1 pseudogene is annotated in these 1023 nt (G+C 65.4%); it reads left to right on the top strand.

The annotated features are described in order from the left end of the window. Window positions 1–166 precede the first annotated feature (166 nt). Window positions 167–898: pseudogene (locus GVY39_RS33770) on the top strand (leucine zipper domain-containing protein); the annotation flags it as partial. Window positions 899–1023 lie beyond the last annotated feature (125 nt).

Below are 1023 nucleotides of genomic sequence, written 5' to 3'. Positions count from 1 at the left end.
GCTACCGCCTCAAAGACCGAGACCTCGGCCGCGTCCCCGCGGCCAAAACCAACGACTGAAACCAACCAAAGGGTGGGTCAAGATTCCAGCGAACAAGCCGGGTCACGATTCGACCGACGTTGACACCGTAAGAGTCACCCCGCGACCGGAGCTGATCTACCACCGCATTCGGCGGCAACGGAAGTCTCACACTGAGTCCCACCGTAATGCCCCGCTGTCAGAACTGGGTCGGTTGCGTCTGGCGCGGTGCGTCGTCGACGATGGCTGGCCGCTGCGCCGAGCCGCCGAACGATTCCAAGTGTCAGCGACCACCGCTGAACGGTGGGCCGACCGCTACCGCACTGTCGGCACCGCTGGGATGAGCGACCGGTCCAGCCGCCCGCACCGCAACCCGAACCGGACACCGACCCGCACCGAGCGCCGCATTATCAAGGTCCGGCTACTGCGCCGGTGGGGACCGGCCCGCATCGCCTACCTGCTCGGACTGCATCCCTCGACAGTGCACCGCGTCCTGGCCCGCTACCGGATGGCCAGACTGCGATGGCTCGACCGTGCCACCGCAGCACCGGTACGCCGCTACGAACACTGCGCACCGGGAGACCTGGTGCACGTCGACATCAAGAAACTCGGCAACATCCCCGACGGCGGCGGGCACCGTGTGGTCGGCCGCCGCGCCGGCGCCCGCAACCGCACCCGTACGCCCGGAAAAACACTGCGCAGCAACGGTAAAAGCCATGTCGGCTGCAGCTACCTGCACAACGCAGTCGATGACTACTCGCGACTGGCTTACAGCGAAATCCTGCCCGACGAACGCAAGGAAACCGCTGTCATGTTCTGGCGTCGTGCGCGAAAATACTTCGCTTCCAAGGGGATCGCCGTCAAACGAGTCCTCACTGACATTCAAACTCGGTGACGGGCTCGAAGCCCTCGCCCGGCACGGCCGGCCGGGGTGAGAATTCGGGTCTCCGGCGCCTGCATGCCACCACTGGTTCACCGATCGGGGTTGTGCCCCTTGCCTGTTGA

Origin of the sequence: Nocardia sp. CY15 (genome assembly GCF_009829295.1) — a bacterium.
GTDB lineage: Bacteria > Actinomycetota > Actinomycetes > Mycobacteriales > Mycobacteriaceae > Nocardia > Nocardia sputi.
This window is presented reverse-complemented; position numbering and strand designations above follow the sequence as displayed.